Origin of the sequence: Marinagarivorans algicola, assembly GCF_001292705.1 — a bacterium.
In the GTDB taxonomy this organism is placed as follows: domain Bacteria; phylum Pseudomonadota; class Gammaproteobacteria; order Pseudomonadales; family Cellvibrionaceae; genus Marinagarivorans; species Marinagarivorans algicola.
Genome location: NZ_LGAK01000003.1, coordinates 145,263 through 166,125, shown reverse-complemented (window position 1 = coordinate 166,125; position 20,863 = coordinate 145,263). Strand labels below are relative to the sequence as shown.

At 45.7% G+C, this 20,863-nt stretch carries 17 protein-coding genes; 13 read left to right on the top strand and 4 right to left on the bottom strand.

What is annotated here, in order from left to right; genetic code table 11:
- The first annotated feature begins 90 nt into the window (after positions 1 to 90).
- Positions 91 to 471: an aspartate 1-decarboxylase gene (gene panD, locus AC438_RS01820; protein ID WP_053979569.1), complete on the top strand. Its 381-nt coding sequence runs from the start codon at positions 91 to 93 to the stop codon at positions 469 to 471.
- 218 nt (positions 472 to 689) lie between these two features.
- A complete protein-coding gene (locus AC438_RS01815; RefSeq protein WP_053979568.1) occupies positions 690 to 2,072 on the top strand; it encodes an L-serine ammonia-lyase in 1,383 nt (460 codons plus the stop codon).
- Positions 2,073 to 2,194: 122 nt separating this feature from the next.
- On the opposite strand, the gene AC438_RS01810 is transcribed toward AC438_RS01815, so the two are convergent.
- On the bottom strand, positions 2,195 to 2,386 hold the full coding sequence (locus tag AC438_RS01810) for a hypothetical protein (protein ID WP_053979567.1): 192 nt from the start codon (positions 2,384 to 2,386) through the stop codon (positions 2,195 to 2,197).
- A 188-nt stretch (positions 2,387 to 2,574) separates the two neighbouring features.
- Between AC438_RS01810 and AC438_RS01805 the strand changes: the two genes are divergently transcribed.
- The 7 genes from AC438_RS01805 to AC438_RS01775 all read left to right on the top strand — a co-directional run bounded on the left by AC438_RS01805 (position 2,575) and on the right by AC438_RS01775 (position 11,680).
- Positions 2,575 to 3,702 carry an efflux RND transporter periplasmic adaptor subunit gene (locus AC438_RS01805; RefSeq protein WP_053979566.1) on the top strand — a complete coding sequence of 376 codons (1,128 nt, stop codon included), beginning with the start codon at positions 2,575 to 2,577 and terminating at the stop codon, positions 3,700 to 3,702.
- Positions 3,703 to 3,717: 15 nt separating this feature from the next.
- Positions 3,718 to 6,819, top strand: coding sequence for an efflux RND transporter permease subunit (locus AC438_RS01800; protein ID WP_053979565.1), 3,102 nt, complete (start codon positions 3,718 to 3,720; stop codon positions 6,817 to 6,819).
- A 204-nt stretch (positions 6,820 to 7,023) separates the two neighbouring features.
- Positions 7,024 to 8,754, top strand: coding sequence for a malectin domain-containing carbohydrate-binding protein (locus AC438_RS01795; protein ID WP_162230677.1), 1,731 nt, complete (start codon positions 7,024 to 7,026; stop codon positions 8,752 to 8,754).
- A 256-nt stretch (positions 8,755 to 9,010) separates the two neighbouring features.
- On the top strand, positions 9,011 to 9,835 hold the full coding sequence (locus AC438_RS01790; protein WP_053979563.1) for a TatD family hydrolase: 825 nt from the start codon (positions 9,011 to 9,013) through the stop codon (positions 9,833 to 9,835).
- Between the two features lie 97 nt (positions 9,836 to 9,932).
- Entirely contained in the window at positions 9,933 to 10,412 is a 480-nt protein-coding gene (locus AC438_RS01785) for a DUF1289 domain-containing protein (RefSeq protein ID WP_053979562.1), read from the top strand.
- Positions 10,413 to 10,417: 5 nt separating this feature from the next.
- The gene (locus AC438_RS01780; protein ID WP_053979561.1) at positions 10,418 to 11,038 is read left to right on the top strand and encodes a MiaE family protein; all 621 of its coding nucleotides are present in this window, start codon (positions 10,418 to 10,420) and stop codon (positions 11,036 to 11,038) included.
- Positions 11,039 to 11,221: 183 nt separating this feature from the next.
- On the top strand, positions 11,222 to 11,680 hold the full coding sequence (locus tag AC438_RS01775; RefSeq protein ID WP_053979560.1) for a DUF2846 domain-containing protein: 459 nt from the start codon (positions 11,222 to 11,224) through the stop codon (positions 11,678 to 11,680).
- 599 nt (positions 11,681 to 12,279) lie between these two features.
- Here AC438_RS01775 and AC438_RS01765 read toward each other — a convergent pair.
- From AC438_RS01765 to AC438_RS01755, 3 genes are all read right to left on the bottom strand, one after another.
- Complete coding sequence (locus tag AC438_RS01765; protein ID WP_053979558.1) at positions 12,280 to 14,268, bottom strand: M48 family metallopeptidase; 1,989 nt, start codon at positions 14,266 to 14,268, stop codon at positions 12,280 to 12,282.
- 45 nt (positions 14,269 to 14,313) lie between these two features.
- Positions 14,314 to 14,910 carry a LemA family protein gene (locus tag AC438_RS01760; RefSeq protein ID WP_053979557.1) on the bottom strand — a complete coding sequence of 199 codons (597 nt, stop codon included), beginning with the start codon at positions 14,908 to 14,910 and terminating at the stop codon, positions 14,314 to 14,316.
- Between the two features lie 112 nt (positions 14,911 to 15,022).
- A complete protein-coding gene (locus AC438_RS01755; protein ID WP_053979556.1) occupies positions 15,023 to 16,657 on the bottom strand; it encodes an MFS transporter in 1,635 nt (544 codons plus the stop codon).
- 207 nt (positions 16,658 to 16,864) lie between these two features.
- On the opposite strand from AC438_RS01755, the gene AC438_RS01750 reads away from it, so the two are divergent.
- The 4 genes from AC438_RS01750 (at position 16,865) to groL (ending at position 20,781) form a co-directional block, all read left to right on the top strand.
- Positions 16,865 to 17,914, top strand: a complete 1,050-nt coding sequence (locus AC438_RS01750; RefSeq protein ID WP_053979555.1) for a DUF481 domain-containing protein — start codon at positions 16,865 to 16,867, stop codon at positions 17,912 to 17,914.
- A gap of 150 nt (positions 17,915 to 18,064) precedes the next feature.
- On the top strand, positions 18,065 to 18,517 hold the full coding sequence (locus AC438_RS01745; RefSeq protein ID WP_053979554.1) for an FxsA family protein: 453 nt from the start codon (positions 18,065 to 18,067) through the stop codon (positions 18,515 to 18,517).
- A 238-nt stretch (positions 18,518 to 18,755) separates the two neighbouring features.
- Entirely contained in the window at positions 18,756 to 19,049 is a 294-nt protein-coding gene (locus tag AC438_RS01740) for a co-chaperone GroES (protein ID WP_053979553.1), read from the top strand.
- Positions 19,050 to 19,128: 79 nt separating this feature from the next.
- On the top strand, positions 19,129 to 20,781 hold the full coding sequence (gene groL / locus AC438_RS01735) for a chaperonin GroEL (RefSeq protein ID WP_053979552.1): 1,653 nt from the start codon (positions 19,129 to 19,131) through the stop codon (positions 20,779 to 20,781).
- Positions 20,782 to 20,863: the final 82 nt, after the last annotated feature.

Below are 20,863 nucleotides of genomic sequence, written 5' to 3'. Positions count from 1 at the left end.
GGGTCAACAAAGAAATTTTAATCCGTTGCTGTGCGCCATCATGTACAGTAATTTACGCAGTATAGATCAGATATATAAGAGGTTTTCTTCATGCAATCAACCCTACTTAAAGGCAAGTTGCACATGGCAAGGGTGACGCAGGCTGAGTTGTGGTATGACGGCTCTTGCGCTATTGATAGCGATCTTGTGGCATTGGCAGGCTTACGCGAGTTTGAGCGCATTGATATTTATAATGTCGACAATGGTGAGCGCTTTACCACCTATGTGATTTTGGCTGAAGCCGGTTCTAAAACAATTTCAATGAACGGCGCTGCGGCGCGCAAAGTACAAGTAGGCGATCGCGTTATTATTGCCGCGTATGCGCAATTTGATGATGCCGAGCTAGAGGCCTTTAAACCCAAGCTTGTGTATTTAGGTGAAGGCAACACAATCGATCGCACCGCAAACACCATTGCGATACAAAAAGATTAGCTTTTTCTTGCAGGTTGATTGGCTGCTTGCACGGTACACTCAGCGCCTTCAATTATAGCGCGACAACCCCATCCAGTGTTTAAGAAAGCACTGGATTTTTTTTGCCTATCTATTCGCCTGTGCGCTATTCAAACGTGCTATTTTCATGGCTTATCTCTTGAGGCTAGCTATTATCGCTTCAAACATTTTTATAACCCGTATTGATTTGAGAGATTGTTATGGCAATTAGTTTGTTTGACCTATTTAAAGTGGGTATTGGCCCATCGAGCTCGCATACTGTTGGTCCTATGGTCGCTGCACATCGCTTTGTGCATGGGTTAGAGGCAGCAGGGCAGTTGAATATGACAGCCCGGGTTGTTTGCCAGCTATACGGCTCTTTAGGGGCAACGGGCAAAGGGCATGGGACTGGTCAAGCGGTATTAATGGGGCTGGAGGGTGCGTTACCTGATACGGTTGATCCTGATGGGGTTGAGCCTCGTGTTGCGACGATTAATGCTCACCAGAGACTGGCCTTGTTAAAGAGGCATGAAATTGACTTCGTGGAGACGACCGACCTTATTTTTCACCGAATAGATCGTTTAGATTTTCATGCCAATGGCATGGTTATTGAGGCATATGATGCGGCTCAAGTGCTGATTTTCAGTAAAACTTATTATTCAACGGGCGGAGGATTTATTGTTGAAGAGAACGCGTTTGGTGATGTTGAGATTACTGAAGATATTATTGAGTTACCTTTTGATTTTCACAGTTGTGAGCAGTTGTTAGCATTGTGTGACCAGCACAATTTAACCATTGCCCAGCTGATGATGGAAAATGAAAAAACGTGGCGTACTCAGAGCGAGATACGGCAAGGCATTTTATCTATTTGGCAAACAATGAAAGCCTGCATTGATAAGGGCATACGCACCCACGGGATTTTGCCTGGAGGGTTAAATGTTAAGCGCCGTGCGGCCAGTCTCTATCATGACCTGAACACAAGAACATCAATGGATATGATCACGCCTTCTTTGGGGGCTTTGGATTGGGTGAATTTATATGCCTTGGCGGTGAACGAGGAAAATGCCGGCGGTGGTCGTATTGTCACAGCGCCAACGAATGGTGCGGCAGGCATTATTCCTGCGGTGTTGAATTATTATTGGAATTTTTGCCCCGATGCCAATGAGGATGGCATTATTCACTTTATGTTAACTGCCGCGGCCGTTGGCTCGCTATTTAAAGAAAATGCGTCTATTTCGGGGGCTGAAGTCGGTTGTCAGGGTGAGGTGGGCTCTGCGTGTGCTATGGCAGCGGCCGGCTTAGCCGCGGCGACCGGTGGTTCGCCAGCGCAAATTGAAAATGCCGCTGAAATTGGCATGGAGCACAACTTAGGCCTGACTTGTGACCCGATTGGCGGATTGGTGCAAGTACCGTGTATAGAGCGCAATGCCATGGGAGCAATGAAAGCGATTAACTCAGCATCGATGGCGTTGCGAGGTAATGGTACGCATTATGTACCTCTTGATAAGGTCATTAAAACCATGCGTGATACAGGCCTAGATATGAACGATAAATATAAAGAGACATCGCGCGGTGGCCTGGCTGTGAATGTGATTGAGTGTTAATTAGTCTGGCGCAGTCATCAGCGACCATGCGCAACTGGTTCGCGCATGGTCAGGCGGCATCACCATCGGCAGAACAGAGCATAGGACCCGATAGCAGCATCACTCAAACGATGGCTGATACCCTATTGATTCATAAAGTAAGTCATGATTTGGATGATAAATCCCAACGCTAATAGCGGGAGAATCCAACGGCTTAGCTTGTTAATGCTTTGGCGGTTTTCTTGGGTTTGATGACGGCTTTGCCATTCAGCAATCTTGACCATGATGATAAGCCCTATGAATAGAGCGCCAAGTATTAGTAGTAAATTGCTCATAATATCCTCTTAATCGCTTATTGGCAGTATCGCATGCGCGAATGCATAAAAAGTGTGCTGATTACAGCTCTAATCTACCCTGTATGCGTGTTATTATCCGCGCGTCTTTTATTATGCCTTTATTGACTGTTGAAATACGGCTCAAGGCTAAAATATTTTTGCTCGTTCACTAGTGCGCAGGAGTTATTATGGTTATTCGGTACGTGGTTACGATATTGGGGTTATTGTTATTAATCGGTGCTTTAGCGGGTTTAAAAGTCACGCAATTTCAAGCAATGGCTGAAGCAGGTAAAACCATGAAGCCCCCAGCAGAAGTGGTTTCGAGCACGCTTATTAAGCGCGAACAGTGGGAGCAAACGTTACGTTCAGTCGGTACGCTTGAAGCGGTGCGCGGGGTTACTGTTACGGCTGATTTTTCAGGTCGTGTCGATGAAATATTGTTTACCTCCGGCAGCGAAGTACAAAAAGGCGCGCTATTACTGCAACAAAATATCGATGCTGAAAAAGCCCAGCTGCGTGCCGCCGAAGCCAGTTTAGCGTTAGCAAAGGCTAATTTAATGCGCTCTAAAGAACTGCTGGCAAAAAGTGTTGTTTCACAGTCGCAATATGATGCCTCCGATGCTGAGTATAAATCGGCGCAAGCGCAAGTCGAAAACCTTCAAGTGACCATGGCTAAAAAAAGTGTGAAAGCGCCTTTTTCTGGGCGTTTAGGTATTCGCAAGGTTAATTTGGGCCAAGACATTCAAAAAGGTGAAGCGATTGTGACTTTGCAAACGACTAACCCTTTACTTGTGAACTTTAATTTACCACAACAAAATTTAAAAGATTTACAACTGGGCTTAGAGGTGCGCATTAAAACCGACGCCGTGCCTGACCGCATATACACGGGCACTGTGACTGCCATTAACCCCGAGGTTAATACTCATTCGCGCAATGTATTAGTGCAGGCAAAATTAAATAACGATGACGAAAAATTATTGCCAGGTATGTTTGCTGTGGTCACGGTGGCTATGCCTGAACAGCGCTCGGTATTGAGTATTCCTTTGACGGCAGTGCGCTATGCCACCTTTGGCGACTCAGTCTTTGTCTTAGAAGAGAGCGAAGACGATAATGGCGAAAAAACTCTAAAGGCCACCCAGCAATTTGTACAGCTAGGCGAGGCCCGCGGTGATTTTATCGAAGTGCTAGAAGGTGTACAAGAAGGTGATGTTGTGGCCACGGCCGGTTTATTTAAGTTACGTAATGGCGCTCCTGTGGCGGTCAATAATGCAGTAGTGCCTACTTTTGAGCGTGATCCTACGCCGGCTAATCGATAACCACGGAGCAATGTTATGAGTTTTACGGATATTTTTGTTCGCAAGCCCGTGCTGGCCATTGTGATCAACCTGGTGATTGTGATTGCGGGCTTACAAGCTATTAGCTCGTTAAGCATTAGGCAGTACCCACGCAATGATAATGCGGTAGTGACAGTAACAACCGCTTATGTGGGTGCGAGTGCGGAATTAGTGCGTGGCTTTATTACCACGCCGCTGGAGCGTGCTATTTCAGGGGCTGATGGTATTGATTATATTCAGTCTGAAAGCCGACAAGGTTTCTCGACGATTAAGGTGCGTTTAGAGCTTAATTATGATCCGATTAAGGCGCTCTCTGAGGTGACCTCAAAGGTGAATCAGGTACGAGGTGATTTACCGCCAGAAGCCGAGATACCCGTGATTAATGTTGAGTCTGCCGATTCAACCGTTGCGGCGGCGTACTTGAGTTTTTCTTCAGACATTCTTAAAGATAACCAAATTACTGACTTTTTAACCCGTGTTGTTCAGCCGCGTTTATCGGCGATTGAAGGGGTACAGCGAGCCGAAATTTTAGGTGCGCGCAATTATGCGATGCGTGTGTGGTTAAACCCGGATAGCATGGCGGCTTATAATATTTCACCGGCTCAAATGCACCAAGCGCTGGTTGCCAATAATTATCTGGCCGCGCTAGGGTCAACAAAAGGCAATTTTGTTCAAGTTAATTTGGCGGCCAATACCGATTTAAAAACAGTCAACGAATTTAAGCAATTAGTGTTGCGCAATGAGGGTGGCGCTATTGTACGCCTGCGTGATATTGCCGAGGTTGAACTAGGCTCTGACTCCTATGATTTAGAGGTGGCCTACTCTGGCCAAACCGCTATTTTTATGGGTATTTGGCCATTGCCGAATGCCAATTGGCTCGATGTGATTGGCTTGGTTCGTGAAGAAATGGCCGTACTGCAAGCGAGCTTGCCAAAAGGTTTAGAAGCGCGCGTGGCTTATGACTCGACACGCTATATTGAAAGCTCCATTGTTGAGGTGGTGAGCACGCTCATAGAAACCCTCGCGATTGTTATTTTAGTGATCTTTTTGTTTTTAGGTTCTTTGCGCTCGGTTATTATTCCTGTGATTGCAATCCCTGTCTCTTTAATTGGCGCCGTGTTTTTAATGCAGCTGTTTGGCTTTAGTGTCAACCTGCTGACGTTATTGGCGATTGTGCTGTCGGTGGGTTTGGTGGTTGATGATGCGATTGTGGTGGTCGAAAACGTTGAGCGTCACATGAGTGAGGGCAAGGGCAAAATAGAAGCGGCCATGCTAGGTGCCCGTGAGCTGGTCGGCCCTGTTATTGCCATGACGGCAACATTGGTGGCCGTCTATTTACCGATTGGTTTGCAAGGCGGCTTAACCGGTAGTTTGTTTAAAGAGTTTGCCTTTACGTTGGCCGGTGCTGTGACGATTTCGGGTGTGGTAGCCCTAACGCTATCGCCTATTATGTCAGCGTCTTTTTTACGTAAAAATGAAAGTGAGCGGGGTTTTGCGGGGTTTGTAAGTCGCACCTTTGATCGTATTAAGTGCCGTTATAACCGCATGCTCGATACCACATTAAACACCCGTCCGGCGGTATACACCGTGTGGGTGGTGATTAGCCTATTGTGTATACCAATGTTTATTCTCTCGCCAAAAGAGCTGGCTCCTACAGAAGATCAAGGCATTATTTTTGGTATTGTGCAGGGCGCGCCAGACTCTACCATTGACCAGGCAAGCCTGTATGCCAAAGAGGCTAACCGTGTGTTTATGAGCTTTGAAGAAACCGATTTCACTTTTCAAATTGTGAACCCTTCGGGTGGCTTTAGTGGTATGGCATTAAAACCGTGGGATGAGCGCGAGCGCAGTGTGTTTGAAATTTTGCCTGAAGCACAAGGCATGCTGCATCAAAACCCTGGGCTTAGGATCTTCCCGGTGACGCCACCGGCACTGCCTGGCGGCGGCGACTTCCCTGTTGAATTCGTGCTGGCCTCAACGGCAGAGCCCGAAGAAATCTTAAAAATTGCCGAAGAATTAAAACAGCGCGCCACAACAAGTGGCATGTTTGCCTTTCCCCCTATTATTGATACAAAAATTGATCAGCCGCAAACACGCGTTAATATTGATCGCGATAAGGTGGCCGATTTAGGTTTGAATATGTCGCAAGTGGGTCGCGATGTGGCGGTTATGATGAGTGGTGCTTATGTGAACCGCTTTAATATTGAAGGCCGTAGCTACCGCGTTATTCCTCAAATAGAACGTGCGGAGCGTTTAACGCCTGAGCAGTTGGGCAATATTTATGTGACTGGCCCACAAGGAACGTTGGTACCTTTAAATACACTGGCCACACTAGAGCGCGAAACGGTACCGCGCTCATTAAACCGCTTTCAGCAATTAAATGCGGTTAAATTAAGCGGTGTGGCAATACAGCCTTTAGATAAAGCCTTGGCTTATTTAGAAGATGAAGCGGCTAAAATAATGCCTGCCGGTTACATGATTGACTATACCGGCGAGTCGCGGCAATTGCGCAGTGAAGGGAATAAATTTATTCCGGCTATGATACTGGCGTTGGTACTGATCTTTTTGGTGTTGGCTGCGCAGTTTAATAGCTTTCGCGACCCGTTTGTTATTTTGGCCGGTTCGGTTCCATTGGCCTTTTTTGGTGCGCTTATTTTTACTTTTTGGAAAATGCTTAGCCCAATGGTGCCGTTTTGGACGGATGCTTTCACTACGACACTCAATATTTACTCGCAGGTGGGCTTGGTGACATTAATTGGTTTAGTGGCTAAAAATGGTATTTTGGTGGTTGAGTTTGCCAATAAAATGCAAGAGCAGGGCCTGACTAAACTGGCTGCGGTGAAAGAGTCTGCGTCAACGCGTTTACGCCCTATTTTAATGACTACCCTTGCAACTGTTGCAGGTCACTTTCCGCTGGTGTTGGTTACAGGCGCTGGCGCCGAGGCAAGAAACTCTATTGGTTTGGTATTGGTGGGTGGTATGGCGATAGGAACGTTATTTACGCTATTTGTTATCCCTTCTTTATATATGCTGATTTCTAAAGATCTAAAAGGGCAAAAGCAGAGTGTTAGTGAACTTGAACCGGTGAGTGTGCCATAGCTGTGTGATATGTCGCACAATCTGCAAACATTAATGCCGTGACTGTGATTTAGTCGCCTGCGTTAATGTTTGTTTTCTTTACACTGAAGATCGTGCTGCACCTGTAGTGCTCAACCTATGAGCGCTCAAGTGAGTAGAGATTATTCAGGTATATCCTTCATGGCAGTGCTTGTGCGCATGTCAATAATTACGGTGGAAACATTCATGCATAGACAGATTATCTCATTAACCAAAGCGTTGTCAGTGGCTGGCTTGTTGTCCATTTCATTGGCGGCATGTGTTTCGGGTAGTCAGCCGAATACCTCTTCTGCTCCTGTATCCTCAGCGCCGTTATCTTCTGCACCCGTATCGTCAGAGCCTGTGTCTTCGGTGATGTCTTCTGTGGCAGTATCGTCAAGTTCAAGTGTTTCGAGTGTGCCGGCGAGTAGTGTAAACGCTATCAGTTCAAGTTCTGTAAGTTCAAGTTCTGCAGCGACAACTGATTGCTCTGATGTGGATGTTAGCGCCGGTGAAGATTTTTATACAGGCGGCCCCATTAACTGTACGCAATGTCACGGTACCTATAACGGCATGGTCTTCCCCGGCCCAGTTCAGGCGATCGAGCCTAATGATTTAAAAGAAACCACGCATGCACAGCTGGCCCAGTACTTAGAGGCTAAAATGGCAGCTGGTTTTAATATGGCCTGTACCGATGCGGCTTGTCGCAATCGCGCCGTTGAAATGGCCAAATATATCAATAAATATTCAAGTGATACTAACTGGTGTAATACCGACACCGACATGAGCAGCTCTAGCGCCCCGACAGGTGACGGCGAGCTTGTTGACCTTTATGCGATTAATGCAGGTGGTAAAGCCATCACACTACAAGACGGCACTGAATTTACCGCTGACTTTTACTCGAATGCAGGCAACACCGGTGCATTAACCGATCTTTTTAATATTGAAGGTGTTGCGCAACAAGATCTAGACTTATACCGTACCGAGCGTTGGGGTGAGTTTACTTATGATTTTCCTGTAAAAGACGGCAGTTATGACGTTAAGCTGTATATTATGGAAGGTTGGTTTGGGCCACAAAACGCGGGTAACCGAGTATTTGACGTTACCGCAGAAGGGCAGAGTATTGCCAGCAATGTCGATCCTTTAGCTCAACGTGGCCACGATAAGCCTTTTGTGGTTGAAGCAAAAGATATTCAAGTGACTGACGGTAAGCTCTCGTTAGATTTTACCGCCTCTGTTGATGCGGCCAGTATTCGCGCCATTGTTGTGCGAGGGCTAGAAGGTAATAAAGCGCCGTATGAAGCGGATCCTGGTACGGTAGGGACTGCCGCTGTTCCTTCTGATTGCTCGGGTGATTCTGAGGTGACCGCTAACGACTTTGTTTTATTTGATGGCAGCCAAGTAGGTGAGGTGTCGGGTAAAACATTGGGTTTACACGGCCATTGGGTATTGCAAGAAGTGTGGGATGCGAACGCTAAGCTCGAAACTGAAAATACGGCGTCCGGCAAAGCCATTGCTTATTCCAATGCTAGCATTTTTACTGGTTTTAAATTTGCACCGCCGGCAGATATGAGCGGCGAGGCGTCTGCCTTTAAATTCAGTGGCGCTGATATTTATATCGACTACGAAACCAACCGTGCAGCAGGCAATTTACCGACCTTTGGCTTTCGCGTTAACTATGAGGGTGAAGCAAACCCCAATGGTCCTGGCGGTGCCAGTACGGCCAAGTGGATGGTAGATAACAATAACCAAGAGCCTTACAGTACCAACGCTAAAGGGTGTAGCTTGATCACATTAAAAGCGCCTCTTAATTGGGATTGGGATGCGCCGGGTAACATGGGTAATAAGCTGATTTGGGAAATGAAGAATGGTTGGAGTAACAGCGATAAAATTCGTATTCGTCGTATTGTATTTAAAGACTTCGAGTATAAAATGTAGCGCTTTACAGTAGCCACATAAAAAACCCAGCTTAGGCTGGGTTTTTTATGTGGGCCAGTGTTCTGCTCAACTAAAGCTGTACACGAGGGGTTTTATACCCCGTTGTTTTGTGGTTACTCAAGGGTAACGACTCAGCCAAGCTGAAAAAATTCACCTGATAGGGTGCTGATTGCTTGAGCGGTGGATTAATAATTTATGAGTCACCCATTTCGGTATTCTTGGATAGTTACGCTGTTATTTATTAGGCTGCCAGCGCATGAATCATTTTTTTGATAGTCACTGTCATTTTGATTTTGATCATTTTGATAAAGATAGATCTGCCGTATGGCAGCAGGCCCAAGCGCTGGGCTTACAGGGCGTGTTAATTCCAGGTGTTACACCCTCGCAGTGGCCGCAAGCCCAACTGCTGAGTCAGCAGCTACAAGGTGGCCTGTACGCTATAGGTCTACACCCTTGGTGGTTGAATGCATACTTAAGTCAAAGCGAGTGCGATAAAAATGATTGGGCGATAAATGATTGGGCCGCTCATTTGGTGCAATGTATGGCGCCTTTTGCTAAAGATCAACACTGCAAAGCTATTGGTGAAACGGGTTTAGATGCCTGTATGCCACCCTCAAAACAGGTATCGTTAGATAAACAGCAAGCTATGGTGAGTGCTCACTTGCGCTGCGCTAACCATTTTAAAATGCCTGTCATACTTCATTGCCGCAAGGCGCATAATGAGTTGTTGGCTTGTTTAGATCAGGTAAAGCCTGTGGCAGGTGGTGTTTTACACGGGTTTACCGGCAGCACGCAGTTAGCACAAAACTATTGGCGCCGTGGCTTACGTATAGGAGTAGGCGGCAGTATTACCTATCCTAGAGCAAACAAAACGCGTCAGGCGATACAGGCGCTACCGGATGAGGCGTTGGTATTAGAAACTGATGCCCCCGATATGCCCTTGTCGGGTAAGCAAGGTCAGCGTAACAGTCCAGAGTATGTACCCCAAATAGCGCAGGCTTTAGCCGCCTTGCGTGGTCAGGCGTTAGATTGTGTGGCGCAATACACACTGTATAATTCACGTAAGCTGTTTGATTTTTAAACTACATTAGGCTTTAAATAATCGCTGGCCCTTTAACCTTTACGTTAAATTTGCTAGTGTTCGCGCCCGCAAAATAAATGTTAGAGCACAAAAAGTTATGGTTGGCACAGTAAAAACACCGTGTATTGGTGTTTGTTCTACAGGTTTGGGTGATAATGTTTGCCGCGGCTGTAAGCGATATACGCATGAAGTCGCTGGCTGGAATGCCTATGGCGAAAGCGAGCGTATTAGTATTTCTCGTCGTTTAGATGCTTTATTGCGGCAAGTGCTTGAAGATCGCTTAGAGGTTTTTGACGAGGCCTTGTTGCGCCAACAACTGGCCACGCATAATGTGCGCCACCATGCCGAGCAATCACCGTATGCGTGGGTGTTTGAAATAATAAAGGTAGGCTCAAAGCAAATTAAAAACCTAGAGGCCTTCGGTGCGCGCTTATTGCCTGCTTATGCGCATATGTCCCTCCCTGAGTTTAAAAAAATGGTGGACGAAGACTTTTTTGTTTTATCAACAGTGCATTACGATCGTTATTTCTCGGCCGTTGCTCACTCCAGTGTTACCCCAGAACTAGAAGAGGTTTAATCTTTATGCCTATACAGGCTATACATGATTTTTTATTGTGCGAAACTCCCGATAGCTGGGTGGCCCAAGCTGTTAATATGCAAGATGTGCTATTGGTTGATCATGCCAATTGCGAAAAAAAAGCAGCTAGCACGGCCATGAATTTAATGTATCGCTATGTCGACAACTTTGACCTGTTGCATAAAATGAGCCGTTTAGCCCGCGAAGAGCTACGCCATTTTGAGCAAGTGATAGAGTTTATCGAAAAGCGAGGTATTGTGTATGATGTCACGATTAATGCAGGCCGTTATGCCGCTAAAATGCGTAAGCCTGTACGCACCTTTGAACCTGCCAAATTAGTCGATACTTTAATTGTAGGGGCCATTATTGAGGCTCGTTCGTGCGAGCGCTTTGCGAAGCTAGCACCGCACTTAGATGAAGAACTGCAAAAATTTTACCTCTCGTTACTTAAGTCTGAATCACGCCACTTTATGGATTATTTAAGCTTGGCCCGCGAAGCCGCAGGCGAAGATATTGCAGAGCGTGTGCAGGTGTTTTTAGCGTTAGAAAAAGAGCTGATCGAGTCAGAAGATGATGAGTTTCGCTTTCATTCTGGCGTGCCTACGAAGCTCGCTTCAGCCGTTTAAATTAAGCATCCATGTTGCGCTGAGGGTGCTTGAGTGATGCGTATTGCGCTCATGCCCTACGATAACACCTAAAACAGAACATCCCATATTAGCCACTGTGTGTTTTTATATAAAAGTGGGGGCAAGCTGAGCGGATCCTTATTATTAATTTTTGACTTTATGAAATGATTATCGGGAGTTTCAGTGAAATATCTATATATTTTATTTTTGAGTGCTGCGTTGATGGCGTGCTCTACCACACCTAAAAATGCAAAGACATTTACTGATACAGCTATAGGGATACCAGATGATAAGCGAGCGGTTATTATTCTTTATAGAAAAACCGTTCCGCCGCTTGCTTATTCCGTAAAGGCGTTAGTGGATGGTAACCTAGTGGCTAAATTGCCTAATAAATCATTTACTTGGTTGTATGTGGAGCCGGGTGAGCATGAGGTTAAATTTTCTTGGCCGGTATTTGCTTTAATGCTAGGTCAAAAGAAAAAAGTAACAGTTGAAGCGGGGCGTTACTATTTTTTTGAATTGGGTGGTGATATGAATTACGCCATCGGAACAGCCTATATTACCCACAGTGTATCGGCGGGAACATACCAAGTAAAAGCAGACGATGTGAGAGCTTGCTGCAAGTATATTCGAGCTAACTAACGCCGCTTGCAATATACCTATCATTGCTCAGAGTGTTTAGCCAGAACGCGATAGGCATCACCCAAAAACCGCTAAAGCCAGCTCTTTCAAGAGGATTCTTTCTTTGGGTCTCTTTCGCTGCTTGTAATTTCTTACGTCGAATTGTGTCGATAAGGGACAGTAAAAAACGTGTGAAGTCACGCTGATTTAATTGACTGACTTCACTCCTCTGATTCTAACAACAGCAGTTAACCCCATCAAAGTACGATTTAGTGCCCTAGATAGAAGTTGCGAGTTTATAAAACCTATGCAGTGAGAAGCGGTGGGTCTGCCGTGTTGACCTTACCGTTTTGAGCGATCATCTTATTCCATAATAATCGCAATAATCTGCGCCCCTCGCTTTTTAGCGCTCAGCTGCGGTGCAGTCCGTGCGCTAATGCTGTACGTTGCTCTCGGTTGTAGTGTGTCATTATCGTCAATGCATCGCCTTAAGCGTGGGTTAAATGGTGTGACAACTAGCCTGACATATAGGGTGGGCACCCTGTCAAATAAAGCTAACGTAAACTGCTGGATAAACATTCCAGTGCAGCGCCTATTGGTAAGTATCATGGATGCGTGATTTAGAGCCCAAAACGTTCAGGTATCGGGCAATCTAAAATCAGTGCCACCATGCGCAATAGTGTGGTCTCTTCTTCGGTGACTTTACCATCGCCTATAATGCAGGCTATAAGGGCTTTTATGAGTGCTGGCTTACTTAAGGGTTTGAGTTGGGCAATACTATTCATCGCGCCGTCTAGTGCATTGAGTGATACTTTTTGTGGTTTGGTTATTTTTAATCGTAAGTGTTTTTCAGCTTGCGCTAAAAGTGGCGCACGCTGTGCGGGTTCGGTTAGGCTAAGGGTATAATAAAACAAAACATTGAGTGCGCTTTGGCAATCTTTTAAGTTTTTTTGACGGCTGTTTTTGGATTGCCGAAGTGGCGCAACCGCTAGGCGATAAATAGCCCATTCGAGCAATGATAATTGATTGTCTACCTTAATTAATGCTTTGGCGCAGTCTTGAAAAGTATCGGCTTGCTGGGTTGACTGATCTTGTAACGTAGGCTCGGCTAATAGGAGCAGTGGGTAAAAATTTTGTGGATTAAGCTGCGCGATGGCGGGTTGTAATTGCTGTAAGGTTTTGACGGTTTCGGGATGGGCATGCGTTTTCAAATAGTCGAGCTGAGCGCTATGGTACTTTTTAGCGGTGGCCTGGATTAATAAGCCATAAATTAATGCACGCGCACTAAAGGGGTTGCTACAGGCGTCAACCAATAGGGTTGGTAGTGAGGCCAGATGAGCCTGAGCGGCGTCTAAGTTACTGTGTGTTGGATTGCCGATACTGTCGATAATGTTGCTGGCTTTTAACGTAGCATACTGCGCAGATGGGGACTGGCTTGGTCTGTTGTTATCAATAGTATGAATTGTGCTTGTAAGTGTAGCTCTAGATGCAGGCTCAGCGGCTCTCGCAAACCCCATGACCTGACTGTTAGGCTGTGCAGTGTTGTTTGCCTGTGTGGCGTGGTGAGGCGGATTACGGATGTCGAGTGTGAGTGTATGGCCTAGGCGTTCTATACGTTTGTCAATTTCGGGGTGGGTAGCCAATAGGCCACTAAAAAAATTCTGAACTCCCGTCAGGCGTAAACTCGAAAAATAAAAGTGGCTAAATTCTTCGGCGTGCGATGACTCTAAAGTGGCGTCTGGCCCTTGGGCAATTTTTTTTAAGGCGTTGGCAATACCATCGGGGTTGCGGGTAAATTGCACCGCTGAGGCATCGGCCAAGTATTCACGCTGGCGGCTAACAGCGGCCTTAATTAAATTACCAAAAAAAGTACCTGTAAAGCCTATTGCCATCAGTGCAAAGCCTAGGCCGGCTTGTTTGCTATTGCGCCGCGAGCTAGAGCGGTGGCCATAGTGTCCGTAGCTACCCCAAGCAATGTAACGCCCAATAATACCTATCAATAAAATGCCATGCAGTAAAGCGACAATGCGCATATTGATCTTGACATCGCCAAAATTTATATGGCTAAATTCATGCGCAATAACCCCTTGCAGCTCGTTGCGGCTTAACTGGGTGAGCGCGCCTTCGGTCACAGCAACTACTGTTTGGTGGCGATTAAAGCCTGCGGCAAAAGCATTAATTGCAGCACCAGGCATGACAAAGACTTTAGGGACTGGATTGCCCGAGGCTAATGCCATTTCAGTGACGATATTTAAAAGTTTTTGGTAGTCAGGGTTATGTGTGTCGGGGTGTACATGCTTGCCGTTCATGGCGAGAGCAACTTGAATACCGTTGCCGCCAAGTTGCAGTGCCTTAAAAGCGCTACCTAAAATAATAAAGATCAAGGTGCCTAGCAGGCTCCAAAGAAGTATTGGGTTGTGCAGTAAGGCTGCCCAATAACCCATGTGACTGCTGGCGTTACTCAAAAAGCCTTGAGTCTGGAAGTAAGTGAGCGTTCCTGTAATCACTATGGCTGTAAAAAAAACGACAGCACTGACAGCCAGTAAAAACAAAAATAAAAGGCGGGTGCTTTGCTTACGCGCCTTATCTTGATGCTCGAAGAAATTCATGGGCAGCCCATAATGTGATGGTGTTTTTTAGCGGTAGAGGCTTATTTAAAACGAAACTTTAGGCGCTTGAGCAATTTGGTTACTGTCTTCAAACTCTAAAAGAGCGGCTTTTTTATTGTGCCCAAAAAGGCCAGCAAAAATATTGGCAGGGAAGCTTTCGCGAAAAATATTGTAGCTCATTACGGCATCATTAAACGCTTGGCGAGCAAAGCTTACACGATTTTCGGTTGATGACAGCTCTTCGGTTAATTGCATCATCGTGGTGTTAGCCTTTAGTTCGGGGTAGGCTTCCATCACCATATTGAAGCGGCCCATGGCTTGACCTAAAAGACCTTCGGCACCGGCTAAGGCTTGAATGTGACCGCTGTCGCCAGGATTTTGGCTGGCTGCGCTGAGCTCAGAGGCGGCGCTATTGCGGGCTTTTACCACGGCCTCTAGAGTTTCGCTTTCGTGTTTGAGGTAGGCTTTGGCCGTTTCAATCAGGTTTGGAATGAGGTCATAACGCCGCTTGAGTTGTATTTCAATTTGCGAAAAACCATTTTCGAACTGATTTTTGAGCTTCACTAAAGTGTTAAAGATATAAATACAATAAAGAGCAAAAGCCACAAGAATGGCCAGTGTGGTTAAACCTGAGCTACCCATAATATATTCCTATTATATGCCATTAATTATTTGATGAACCTAGAACAATTTATAGCAGTTGCTAAGCCTTTTTGCCGATAAGATTCTTCGATTGACGAGCATGAGCTTCGTATTATGTGCTCCTTGGCGGCCTAAGTGCATGTATTTTATCTTTTAGCTGCCAAAGTAACATTAAACTTGGAGTTACCATAAGCGCTGTAATCGCAAAAAATAGCGCCCAATTGCCATTGAGCAAATCGACCAACAAACCGCTGTTACTTGATAGTAGTGTGCGGCCAAGGCTGCCAAGAGAGGCGAGTAAAGCGTATTGCGTAGAGGAAAACCGGTGATCGCACAAGTGAGAAATAAAAGCCATAAACGCGACGGTTGCCCATGCGGCTGTAAAGCCGTCAATAATAACGGCACTAGCATAAAGCCATTCAATAGGGCCTACGATGGCTAATAGGCAAAAAATCAAATTGCTAGCGGCCATGCACAATCCACTAATCATTAAGCCTTTTAGTAAGCCAAAGCGCGCATTTAAAATGCCGCAAGGGATAACCGCAATCATGGTGACCACCCATGTTAGCATTTTGGAATAAGTGGCGATTTGCGTAGTGCTAAAACCAATCTCTTTATAAAACAAAATTGACATGCGCCCTAAAAAAGCTTCACCTATTTTGAATAAAAAGATAAAGCTGAGTAGGCCTATAGCAATGCGAGTGCCGTTATTCATAAAAAAATTGCGAAGAGGTAAAATGAGTGTCTGATAAATATTGGCGAGTATCTTTTCTAATGAGGTATTGGGCGGCTCATGGCTTGTGGGTAATTGCCCTAAGGTATATAGAATAGAACCAAACACTACGAGCTCGAAGGTAATAATGGACGGAATAAACCATTGGCTTTGGGCTACCGTCACGGGTAGCCCAAGCGGGTTAATAGCCCACAGTGCAGTCAGCCAAGGTAGGCACATAAAAATAAGGAGTTGTATTTGTTTGTACTGCGATTGACACTTTGGGTAGGTATTAAGTGGCGAGTTATTAAGTGGTGAGTTATTAAGTAGAGCGTTGTTAGGTGGTGGGCTGGCAGTGTTGCACCGAACCACGTGTTGCTTGCTGAGCGCTAAGTGATGGGTGGGAATAAAAAAACACATCAGGCACATGAGTGCGCTCAGGCTGCCGAGCATGAGATACAGGCTTGCCCAGCTCCAGCCAACATCAGACAGCCATAAAGGCAAAAAGCCAATAGCTGCATAACCTGTCCACCAACCCCCTGTTGCAGCGGCGGCACCTGCAGAGATGTACTGCGCTTGGTGGGATGCAAAGCTTTGTACGCGGTAGCCGTCAATGGCGATATCTTGGGTGGCAGAGGCCACTGCCAAAAGTAATGCGAGTGCAATAATAGTCTCGGCGGCATCACTTGGGCTATACAAGCTACAGCTTAGGCAGCACAGAGCAATGATGGCCTGGCATGTAATAATCCAGCTTTTTTTATCACCTCGGGTATCAATATGCGGTCTAAAAACTTTGAATAAACTTTTGGGTGAAAATCGATCAATCAGCGGCGCCCATAGGAAGTTAACGGCATAAACAGCAAAAATAAGCCCTGCAAAGCCTATTTGACTACGAGAAAGACCGGCTTCTTTAAGCCAAAGAGTGAGTGCTGAGCCAATCATGACCCAGGGTAGGCCACTGACAATACCTAATAAAAAAATACTGAGTATGCGCTTGTTAAAGTATATTTTGCTGTCTTTGATAAAAGTTTTCACGGCACGCTCTCATGTCGGTGAATATTTTAGGCTATCTTAATGGTGATGTTTTTTTTCAGGATACTCGTTAGCGGCCTTTAAAGGGCATTTTAACGTGTATCTAAAACACTTTTGCAGACTGCTGCATATCTTGGTGTCTACTGCTTCAGCTATTGTTAAGTGTCTTGCGTTATTATGCGCGCAATTTGAATCCTTAGGAGGAATGTTGTGAAATTGATTCTTGGTTTAGCGGCCGGTGTATTGGCTATGAGTGCAAGTGCGGGTCAAATCGAGCTGAAAAATGGCGATAAGATTGGCGGTACATTAAAATCAGTGAGTAAAGGCCAGGTTGTTTGGTCTGCGGATAAGGTCGGCGAGCTCACCTTAAATAAAGCGGATGTCGGCAATATTAACTTAAGTGAACCTGTGCGCTTACGGGGTATTGAAGAGCCTTGCTTATGGTTGGAAATGATCGATGATGTTGCCCGTTTTGAGTGTAATGCTGAGCAAAGAGAGTACTCGCTATTAACCTTAAAAGATGTGGTGCCTTTTGCTAATCATGCCGACTCTTTACACAGCTATGGTGGCAAATTAACCGTGGTAGGCTCTGAAAAAAGTGGTAATGTTAACTCAAGCAATTGGTTAGTTGGTGCTGAAGTGCAATTGCGTCATGAAGACTTCCGCCATGATTTTGAGTTGCGTTATACCGGAGAGTCACTAGAGGCTGAACCGCTCGAAGGCGAAGAAGCTGTTGATGCGTCCGTGGTAGAGTATTACAAAGGTTTTTATGGTCTTAACTGGTTCTTCTTACCGCGTTGGTACTTGCTGGGTGATTTAACCGCCGAAAAAGATGATGCTAAACAAATTAGTGAGCGCTATGTGGCAGGTATCGGTTCGGGTTTTCAGTGGTGGGAGCGTGAACAGTCGGCGTTAAAGTTAGAACTTAGCGTCCTCAATACTAAAGAGTATTATGACTTAACTGCGGCTGATATATTACTCGGCAATGAAAGCAAGCAAGATTTCAGCTCGGGTCGTTTTGCCCTTGACTTCCGCTACAGTTTTCCGCGTGACATCACCTTGTTTCATCGTAGTAACTTTGCCCAAAATCTTGATGAAAGCGATGATTGGCGCACACATGCTGAAACCGGCTTGTCAGCGCCCTTAGGTTTGGGCGTATCAGCGCACTTGAATGTGGATTATGACTACCACAATGACCCGCAAGAAGGCGTGAGACGAGAGGATATGACTTACCGCGTGGGTGTTGTCTATAAGTGGTAATGCGGCCGTCTGCTTGAGTTTTGCCCAATAGTCATCATATTGGCTACTACGATTTAGTATAAAAACCCCTCTTTATCGAGGGGTTTTTTGTTTCTTGAGAGAGTCATTACGCGATATGGTCGCGTGTCAATAACAAGATGAGGTATAGCAATGCGAGGATTGTTGGTTTTACTGGTGCTTTTGCCAGTGCTTGATTTGGCGCTACTGGGGCACTGGATTGGATTTTGGAATACAGTATTGCTTGTAATAGGAACAGCGCTACTGGGCTTTATGCTCATTCGTTATCAAGGTCTGATGGCGCTCAAGGCGAGCCAGCAAAAACTGCAGGCGGGTGTATTACCGGTGACCGAAATCACCACGGGATTGTTTTTGGCTTTTGCTGGTGTGTTATTTATTCATCCCGGTTTTGTGACTGATCTACTGGGTTTGCTATTTTTAGTGCCGGGTGTCCGTTTGGTATTGGCGGCATGGCTTATGGCAAAGCTGGGCTTAAATCGCGTGGCAACTCAGGCGCGAAGCGCTGGCGCAGAGGATGTTATCGAAGGTGAGTTTGAGGAAATGCCGAAGCGCGATGCCGCGCACATAGAACAAGAAAAAAAATAAAAAATTCGTTCTGTAGGTGTTGAAATCGTTAAAAGCGCTCCCATCATGGCTGCACAGTGATTCAGCGGCGCTACTCGATAGCGGGCTTGTTGGGTTAACTGGCAAGTTTTGCTACTTGTAGGTTAATGAACATTAACTTCATCGAGTAGCGCAACCCCGCGTAAGCGGAACTTTAATAACAGCCTTGCTCACAAGGGCAAAGCGCAAATCTTATATCGTACACTTTGGAGATTCGTTGATGAAAATTCGTCCTTTACACGATCGTGTTGTAGTGCGCCGCAAGGAAGAAGAACAAATGAGTGCCGGTGGCATTGTGCTTCCTGGCTCAGCAAAAGAGAAGCCTAACCAAGGTGAAATTGTTGCTGTAGGCTCTGGCCGTATTTTAGATAGCGGTGAAACTCGCCCACTAGACGTAAAAGTTGGCGATAAAGTTGTATTTGGTAAATACGCCGGTACAGACACCATCGACGTTGATGGTGAAGAGTTGATTATTATCAGCGAAACTGACATCAAAGCAGTCGTTGAAGCCTAATTTTAGTCAATACTTAAATTATTTTTTAATGAAACCATAAAGAATTAACCCTACTGATTAAACAGGTAAGGAAAAGATCATGGCAGCAAAAGACGTAATTTTCGGTGATAGCGCCCGTCAAAGAATGTTGAAAGGCGTAAATGTATTAGCAGATGCCGTTAAAGCAACCTTAGGTCCCAAGGGCCGTAATGTTATCTTAGAGAAATCATTTGGTGCACCGACTGTAACCAAAGATGGTGTGTCTGTCGCTAAAGAAATCGAACTTAAAGATAAGTTTGAAAACATGGGCGCACAAATGGTGAAAGAAGTCGCATCACAAGCTTCGGATGAAGCCGGTGATGGTACGACGACTGCAACTGTATTAGCGCAGGCTATTGTGAACGAGGGCTTAAAAGCCGTTGCCGCAGGCATGAACCCCATGGATCTTAAGCGCGGTATTGATAAAGCTGTTATCGCCGCTGTTGCACATATCAAAGAAATTGCTAAGCCTTGTGAAGATACTAAATCGATCGCGCAAGTGGGCACTATTTCTGCAAACAGCGATACCGCTGTGGGCGATATCATCGCTGAAGCTATGGAAAAAGTGGGTAAAGAAGGTGTTATTACTGTTGAAGAAGGTAGCGGCTTAGAGAATGAGCTTGACCTTGTTGAAGGTATGCAGTTCGATCGTGGGTACTTATCGCCTTACTTCATCAACAATCAAGAAAGCATGAGCGTAGAGCACGAAACGCCTTTCTTATTATTGGTTGATAAAAAAATCTCAAACATTCGTGAATTGCTTCCGGTATTAGAAGCTGTTGCTAAAGCTGGTAAGCCTTTAGTGATTATTGCTGAAGATGTCGAAGGCGAAGCTTTAGCGACCTTGGTTGTGAACAACATGCGCGGTATTGTGAAAGTATCAGCGTGTAAAGCACCAGGTTTTGGTGATCGTCGTAAAGCGATGTTGCAAGATATTGCGACTTTAACTGGCGCGACTGTGATCAGTGAAGAAGTGGGCTTAGACCTTGAAACAACAACGCTTGAGCATTTAGGTCAAGCCAAGCGTGTGACTATGTCTAAAGAAAATACCACGATTGTTGATGGTGCTGGCGATACCGACGAAATTAAAGGTCGTGTTGCTCAAATCCGTGCCCAAATCGAAGATACTTCATCTGATTACGACCGCGAAAAGCTTCAAGAGCGTGTGGCTAAGTTAGCGGGTGGTGTTGCTGTTGTTAAGGTTGGCGCTGCGACTGAAGTTGAAATGAAAGAGAAAAAAGCGCGTGTTGAAGATGCGTTACATGCAACGCGTGCAGCAGTAGAAGAGGGCGTTGTGCCTGGTGGTGGTACTGCTTTACTACGTGCTGTCGCCTCTATTGTTGATTTGAAAGGCGATAACGAAGACCAAAATGCAGGTATTGCTATTGCACGTCGTGCAATGGAAGCGCCTTTGCGTCAAATCGTTGCTAATGCTGGCGAAGAAGGCTCTGTTGTTTGTGATAAAGTGAAGTCACAAGATAACTCTACCTATGGTTACAACGCGGGCACTGGCGAGTACGGCGATATGATTGCTATGGGTATTCTTGACCCAGCTAAAGTAACACGTACTGCACTCCAAGCGGCGGCTTCTATTGCTGGCTTGATGGTGACTACCGAGGCTATGGTCGCTGATTCACCTGAAGATAAAGCTGCTGCTGCACCTGCTGGTGATGGCGGTATGGGTGGCATGGGCGGTATGGGCGGTATGATGTAAGATCTGTCTTACTCGCGCTTCGCTAAAACCCCCACAAGCCCTTGGTTTGTGGGGGTTTTTATTTTTTTGAGTTTAACTCCGT

Excerpts from the sequence above, each read along its gene's own strand:
- panD (WP_053979569.1), top strand. The coding sequence starts at position 91 with ATGCAATCAACCCTACTTAAAGGCAAGTTGCACATGGCAAGGGTGACG.
- AC438_RS01815 (WP_053979568.1), top strand. The coding sequence starts at position 690 with ATGGCAATTAGTTTGTTTGACCTATTTAAAGTGGGTATTGGCCCATCG.
- AC438_RS01810 (WP_053979567.1), bottom strand. The coding sequence starts at position 2,386 with ATGAGCAATTTACTACTAATACTTGGCGCTCTATTCATAGGGCTTATC.
- AC438_RS01805 (WP_053979566.1), top strand. The coding sequence starts at position 2,575 with ATGGTTATTCGGTACGTGGTTACGATATTGGGGTTATTGTTATTAATC.
- AC438_RS01800 (WP_053979565.1), top strand. The coding sequence starts at position 3,718 with ATGAGTTTTACGGATATTTTTGTTCGCAAGCCCGTGCTGGCCATTGTG.
- AC438_RS01795 (WP_162230677.1), top strand. The coding sequence starts at position 7,024 with ATGCATAGACAGATTATCTCATTAACCAAAGCGTTGTCAGTGGCTGGC.
- AC438_RS01790 (WP_053979563.1), top strand. The coding sequence starts at position 9,011 with ATGAATCATTTTTTTGATAGTCACTGTCATTTTGATTTTGATCATTTT.
- AC438_RS01785 (WP_053979562.1), top strand. The coding sequence starts at position 9,933 with ATGGTTGGCACAGTAAAAACACCGTGTATTGGTGTTTGTTCTACAGGT.
- AC438_RS01780 (WP_053979561.1), top strand. The coding sequence starts at position 10,418 with ATGCCTATACAGGCTATACATGATTTTTTATTGTGCGAAACTCCCGAT.
- AC438_RS01765 (WP_053979558.1), bottom strand. The coding sequence starts at position 14,268 with ATGAATTTCTTCGAGCATCAAGATAAGGCGCGTAAGCAAAGCACCCGC.
- AC438_RS01760 (WP_053979557.1), bottom strand. The coding sequence starts at position 14,910 with ATGGGTAGCTCAGGTTTAACCACACTGGCCATTCTTGTGGCTTTTGCT.
- AC438_RS01745 (WP_053979554.1), top strand. The coding sequence starts at position 18,065 with ATGCGAGGATTGTTGGTTTTACTGGTGCTTTTGCCAGTGCTTGATTTG.
- AC438_RS01740 (WP_053979553.1), top strand. The coding sequence starts at position 18,756 with ATGAAAATTCGTCCTTTACACGATCGTGTTGTAGTGCGCCGCAAGGAA.
- groL (WP_053979552.1), top strand. The coding sequence starts at position 19,129 with ATGGCAGCAAAAGACGTAATTTTCGGTGATAGCGCCCGTCAAAGAATG.